This window comes from Pseudomonas sp. 21615526 (assembly GCF_013386245.1).
Taxonomy (GTDB): Bacteria; Pseudomonadota; Gammaproteobacteria; order Pseudomonadales; family Pseudomonadaceae; genus Aquipseudomonas.
This window is the reverse complement of the sequence record NZ_JACAOM010000035.1, coordinates 61,505-67,504: the sequence shown is the minus strand read 5'-3', so window position 1 is coordinate 67,504 and position 6,000 is coordinate 61,505. Positions and strand designations below refer to the sequence as shown.

At 43.3% G+C, this 6,000-nt stretch carries 4 protein-coding genes, 1 tRNA gene and 2 pseudogenes; all 7 read right to left on the bottom strand.

Going from position 1 to position 6,000, the window contains the following annotated elements:
- Positions 1-411: pseudogene (locus tag HX786_RS12815) on the bottom strand ((p)ppGpp synthetase); the annotation flags it as partial.
- A gap of 637 nt (positions 412-1,048) precedes the next feature.
- On the bottom strand, positions 1,049-3,034 hold the full coding sequence (locus HX786_RS12810) for an AAA family ATPase (protein ID WP_178912171.1): 1,986 nt from the start codon (positions 3,032-3,034) through the stop codon (positions 1,049-1,051).
- 2 nt (positions 3,035-3,036) lie between these two features.
- On the bottom strand, positions 3,037-3,609 hold the full coding sequence (locus tag HX786_RS12805) for an ABC-three component system middle component 4 (RefSeq protein WP_178912170.1): 573 nt from the start codon (positions 3,607-3,609) through the stop codon (positions 3,037-3,039).
- Complete coding sequence (locus tag HX786_RS12800; protein ID WP_178912169.1) at positions 3,606-4,817, bottom strand: ABC-three component system protein; 1,212 nt, start codon at positions 4,815-4,817, stop codon at positions 3,606-3,608. The genes HX786_RS12805 and HX786_RS12800 overlap by 4 nt, the downstream gene beginning before the upstream one ends.
- A gap of 339 nt (positions 4,818-5,156) precedes the next feature.
- Positions 5,157-5,399, bottom strand: a pseudogene (locus HX786_RS12795) (integrase domain-containing protein); the annotation flags it as partial.
- Between the two features lie 233 nt (positions 5,400-5,632).
- Positions 5,633-5,708 (bottom strand) — tRNA-Thr (locus HX786_RS12790).
- 15 nt (positions 5,709-5,723) lie between these two features.
- Positions 5,724-5,969 carry a hypothetical protein gene (locus HX786_RS32305; protein WP_177067118.1) on the bottom strand — a complete coding sequence of 82 codons (246 nt, stop codon included), beginning with the start codon at positions 5,967-5,969 and terminating at the stop codon, positions 5,724-5,726.
- Positions 5,970-6,000 lie beyond the last annotated feature (31 nt).

The following is a 6,000-nucleotide window of genomic DNA, read 5'->3' as shown; positions in this document are numbered from 1 at the left end:
GTGAAGCCCTTTATAACCAAAGGAATCTTCGGTTTTTTCAATTAAAGAAATTTTATCAGTTACATCAATTAAATCAAAATGCTCGCATAAAATGTTTTTGATGTTTTCTATGTCGTCCTCGTACAAGCAGACAACTCTAAGACCTATAAGATCTGTAATATGTTCTTGAATAGAGTAAATTTTTTGCTCTGCCTCAAGGTTCTTTCTATATTTAATGTTGAATTTTCTAATGCACTCTTCTTTATCTTTTACTCGCCCTTCAATTTTAGATAGGGCAACATTTCCAGAGTGAGTAACTAGTGCATTAATCAATGCACAAAATGAAAGCTTTGCATCCCCAAGCAAGTTCAAATTGTCGGAGTAAAACTCTCGGAACAACACTTTTTCTTGATCGAAATCCAACGAGGGCATAACGTACTCCTTCACAATGCTCTTACAATTCACTGAACCATTCATCGACAGAAAATCACAAATCTGAATATAAATCGCAGAAATGGCCATCTATTGGCCACTATAGCGATCTATAACAATATTTGCCTACTTTTTCTCTACCAAAATGACCAAAATGACCAAAATTTAAAAAGAGAGCCGCAGATTTATTTCCGGAAATGGAGGCAAAGCGGTCTGCTCAAGGAATACAGAAAGGTGCGTAATGATGGCTAGGCAGTCGCCACAGGAAGGCGAAGCAAATCCCCAGAAATAACAAAACGAAAAAGGGGACGGATTTATTTTCTTGCAAATGCCGATATTCATCCAAGCGCCAGATACCACAAAGCCCCGAGTTAAGGGGCTTTGTACTGTGGTGACGAGTCGGCCCTACCGACCTGTAATCAGTGGGTCAAATACCTGGACGCTTCTGCATATTAACGATCACCAATCCTCCCGACGCTCCGAATGCTGGTGAAGAATCCGGAAGACCATCACGCGGTCACCCTGCAAGCTGTAGGTCGCTCTGTACGGATACGTGGTGATAATCCGGAAAAGGCACGGAAAAGGGGACGGATCTATTTTTAGGCAAATAAATCCGTCCCTGATTCCTCTTTTTTTATTAATTATTTACTTGTTGTTCAATATCGTCGATCAGCCCCACGGCTAGCCCATTTTCTCCAGTAGAACTGTAGTGAGCAACGATGTAAGCCTTGTACCGATTAACAAATGTATCAGGCACGTCGTTGTCTACCAAAATTATCTGGCATGGAACTTCTTTCTCTTCGGCTTTATTAGCTACGCTAAGCAGATATTCATAAATATTTTGGTATTTCAGTGGGTCAGAAATACCTTCGCGAGTATCTTCCTGTAAGTTAGTCTGATCTTGATACTTCTCTTTCGTGGTTTTGCCCAGATATTTACCTACTGTGTCAATCATTAGTAGCCTGGGGTGGTTTATTTCAGAGTCAATCGCATACTCTAGAAGGGCAATCATAAAGCCGACGGAGGATATCGTTCTAAGTCCACCCGACGTTATGTTCAGATAATCACGATTTCGGATAACAGGCGCAAAGCTTTTAGGGCTGATGCTAATCCCTTCTTGCCTCTTAATATTTACTTTCTTGAGATATTTGCTGAGGTAATCTCCAAGCGCCTCCAAAACTTCGGCAATACTTGGAGCCGTCTCTCTGAGCTCAGCAAGTCGCTCGTTTAATTGCTTTATTGTCAAATTCAAATTTTCATACGTGTCATGGATTTTTTGCTGCTGATTTCTAACGCGTATATTGTTAACTAGGTAGTCACGAGCTTTTTTGTTGGATGCGATTTCGTTAACCAGGGTATCGCGCTGCGTAAGATACGGCGTGATCATTGCTTGGCTTTCGGTGTCCAACATTTCTCTCGCGCGAGACAGGTCCGAATTGTATGCTGCTTGGTCTTTAGCTAATTCACGCGATTTGGTCGATAGCTCATCAATTAGCGATTGTATGCTTTTCTTTTTTTTCTGAATGGAATTCAGTTCATCCGACAGGGTGTCTCTGTTGACTGCTGGGAAACTATCAGTCGCTTGCGTTGGCTCGATAGGAGTGTCGCAAACAGGGCAGGGGTTAGCATGCTCAGTAGTTTGACCAATCCTAGTTTGTGCATGAATGATGCTATTTATTTTTGCAATGTCATTTTCATAATCATTTTTCAAACGTGAGTACTTTTCTATTTGCGCTCTCGTCTTAATGATTTCCTGTGTTGCGTGTTTTTCGTTTAATGATAGCTCGTTGAAAATCGCTTTAAGTTCTGTGTGGTTTTGAGAGCTGGCGACCATAGAGTCGTTGATTTTTGTAAATTCGATTTCAAGTGCATCTATGGTTTTATCTATTTTTGTTATCGATTCATCTATGGAGGTCTGGCTGTCGTAGCCCGTCTCTCTTAAGAATTCAGAAACGGATGTGTATTTGTTAAGAAGTTTCTTACTTTCGCGAGTGCGCTCAGCAACTTGAACTTCTAGTTCTGCTATACTTGAGTCCAAAACATTGAAAATGTATTTAATGACTTCACGGTTGCTAGTGGATTTTATCCAGTTGTTTAAATCTAAGAAGCTTTTGCTTCCGACATCGTCTTGGTTGACATATACATATTTGAATAGATTTCGAAAGCTGAGCCGTTTTACTTCAGAATCTGCTTTGGAAGGTGAAACCTTAATTTTTACTTTCGGGAAGCCTAAGCTATCCAATAAGAAGTCGGAAAAAAAACCATCTGGAGCATGTGTGTCAGTAAAGCTGGGCGAATATTTTTTTGGAAAGAAATCAGCGCATTTTTCAAATACGCACGGATAAACTTCTATATGTGCTTTTGGATCGTAGATATTGCGCTTTATGGTGAGAGAGACACCATTTATTTCTAGCTCCAGAGCTGCGTACTCGATGGTTGCGTTAACTTCGTCTGAAAGTTCAATGCTGCTGGCACCGAGTAGATAATTTATAAACTCTAGAATACTCGACTTACCAGTATCTGAATCTCCGTAAATAATGTTCACACCTGGGGAAAAAGGTATTGAGTAAATCTTTCGATAGCCAACGAGATTGAGACCGCTAATACTGATGTGTGATTTCAATTTCAATTCCTTTTGAAAACTTCATTGAGATATGAATAAAGTTTGGTAGTTGTTTGCGCTTGTAAAGTCAATAGACTATCTATTACCTCTAAAGCTGCGGAGAAGTAGTTTTGGCTATCTGGACTGATAGAGGGCTGTTGCGAAGGAGACACTGCTTCGTCGGAGGTCGAGTCAATCAGGCTTTCTACAAAAAAACTTCCTGCCGGGCTCAATAGGTACTTAATTGAACTAGGATCAGTTTGATTGTCACATGCCAACATTCCACGTGCTGCTAATTCTCTGATTAGAATTTTAAGCTTTGATCGATTGAAGAGTATATCAACATTTGTTGACAGGCTCTCAATAGTGTAGGTGTACTGAGAGTTGAGTGGTACGAATTTTTTTCCTGCTAATCTCAGCACCTCGTTTATCTTTGAAGGGTTTTTTGTAAGGTATATAAATACTTGGATTTTTTCAAAGTCCAATATTGCATTTTTCTTAGAGGATACGCCTAACTTATAAATTATGAGTGCTAGCAACGAATAGTTTAATGAAAAATCATCGTCTATCAATAAATAAGGCAGCGTTTGGTTCATTGTGATGATCCTTTTTTAGCTAGTACATCCTCAATGGAAGTATTGGCGGACCACACAACGTCAATATCCTCCTTGTTGGCAAGCTGATGAATCATTCCTTTTTTGTGAACACCATCCAATTCAGCTAGCAAAGTTTTGAGGTATGAACCGTCTTCGCTCATTATTTTAGCATGCACTCGTTGTACGAACTGATCTGGCGTAGTTTTGTTCGCTATATGGTGTTCGTGTTCTTGGCGGTAAATCTCTCGTACTTTACCGTACAGGACACTGAGAAGCTTTTTGTCATGGTCACTAGTAAACAGTTTCCTAGCTTCTTCGGCATTAAAGAAGTATCCTTTTGCGTTGCCTGTAATGCCTTCATGAACATCGGCTATGACCATCTTGAGTACAAAAAAATGATCGTCGTATTGGTTGTTATCTTTGAAGTCCTGTACTGCAAGAGGGGCTTTGTATACCGCTTCAAACTCTAAAACATACTTAACTACCGCTTTGTAGACTGTTTCGTCTTTGCTTTTGGGCTTGCAGATACTGGTATGGTCTTCATCTACCGCTCTTGAGTCTTTTTTCAGGCTTTCAATTGCAAGTGCGCTTTTTTTGTCGACAAATTTATCATGTGCGCCATAGATGTATTTTGTAGGTGGTGGGGTTGACGTGTTTATCCAGTCTCGGCTGAATTGGTAGACCGCATCACTCAAGACACTCAGATCATTAAGTTGAACGTTAGAGGACAGGAAAGACCCCATGTTCGCAATTTTTGCCCCGGTGTGTGGGACTGCAAGGGAAATAAATCCCTTAACTGCTGTTGACTGGGTTTCCTCTAACTGGCCAAGAATGCATGCCTTTGATATCAGGCCACCCATGCTGTGTGCGATGACCATGACTTTCTCGTAATCACTTAGATTAACTTCAAATTCTGTGCGTAACAATTGAGCGATTTCAGTGATTGGAAGATTTGTTCTGATACTCTTCCTTGAGCTAAATAGGCGTGCAAATAAGCCTTTGGTAACACCATACGTGGTGGTGAATGTGGTGAAATAATTGAAACATCCAATATCGTAACGGTCTCTTAGCTGCGGGTCGGTCGCTAAAAGACTCGGAAATGAGATGTTATCGTCAAAAGACCAGGTCTCTTGGCCCCCTTTTAAACCGTGTACGAAAATCACCGCGTTGGGTTTGTTCTCTTTTTTTACCCATGTGATCATGCTCATCTGGATGTCCTTTTCCTGAGTGGACGACTGTCGTAGTCGCAATAGCGATGCAAGTCGACAGATCAATTGTTTTCTGGAGGCAGTGTTGGCATGTCTGCGCTAACACTTTACTGGCCTAGCGAAGTTGTGAGCATAGTGCTTTTTAGGGGCGAATTGCCATCAGAGCGTTGAGTCAACGTCTAGATTTCTTCGCTGTGACCACTCTGGCCGGTTACGAGTCTCGCGATTTGCTGCGCATCCTATCTCTCAATGCGAGTACTCATCACGCTGACGCCAGTCGAGCAGCTGTTAGAGCTAGTATTTATATTGCGCTTGGCTCGTAAGCGTCGAGGCATCTCATCTTGCGTAACTAGCACCAGCCCGGCCACCCTTGGTGCCATCCTGTATGTTGATCTTCCCAAGGCTATCCGCCTCACGACACAATCTTGGCAAGTCCGCCAAGACCGCCTCACGAAATCTGATGCCCGTGGACCGCGCCAACTGAGCAATCGCGGCTACACGTAACTGCCCATGTTTGCACAAGGCATCGACGATCTGTCTCACCTGCCCGCTGTCTTGCCCCTGGGGCGCTGTTTTGCGTAAAGGGGACGGATTTATTTATCGCTCTGCGCTGTTCCGTCTCAACCCAAAATGTCGCATGCAAAGATCGATGCGAGCGTCGTTACAGAAGGTGGGGGTTTCGAAAGGATTGCAGAGGGGCGTGGGAGCAGGTAGATGATCAGCGGAAAGTAGAGAGGCTGCCAGATCAGGATCTGTGGTAAGAGCAATCCAGAAACAACAAAGCCCCCGCATTTCTGCGAGGGCTTCGTTTTGTATGGTGCCGGCACCAGGAGTCGAACCCGGGACCTACTGATTACAAGTCAGTTGCTCTACCAACTGAGCTATACCGGCGTGTTAGGGCGACGATTATAGCGATTGGCAAGCATCTGTAAACCCCTGAATTCTGACTATTTTTGCAACCGACCGGGTTTTCTCTGCGCGGCCTCGTTTCAGCCACCCCAGCCCCGCCAATCCCATGCGCTGGATCACTGGAAAGGCCTGCGTGCAGAAAGCGGCAAGTGCCAGTTCCTGTCCTGGAACAACAACCTCAAGCCCGACGGCCGCTTCACCATCACGTTTTTCCGCGATGCGCAGCAAACCCAGCCGATTCAAACCGAGAACGGCACCTGGTGTGGCGGCGGAC

Coding starts and splice junctions, on each gene's coding strand:
- HX786_RS12805 (WP_178912170.1), bottom strand. CDS start 3,609: ATGAACCAAACGCTGCCTTATTTATTGATAGACGATGATTTTTCATTA.
- HX786_RS12800 (WP_178912169.1), bottom strand. CDS start 4,817: ATGAGCATGATCACATGGGTAAAAAAAGAGAACAAACCCAACGCGGTG.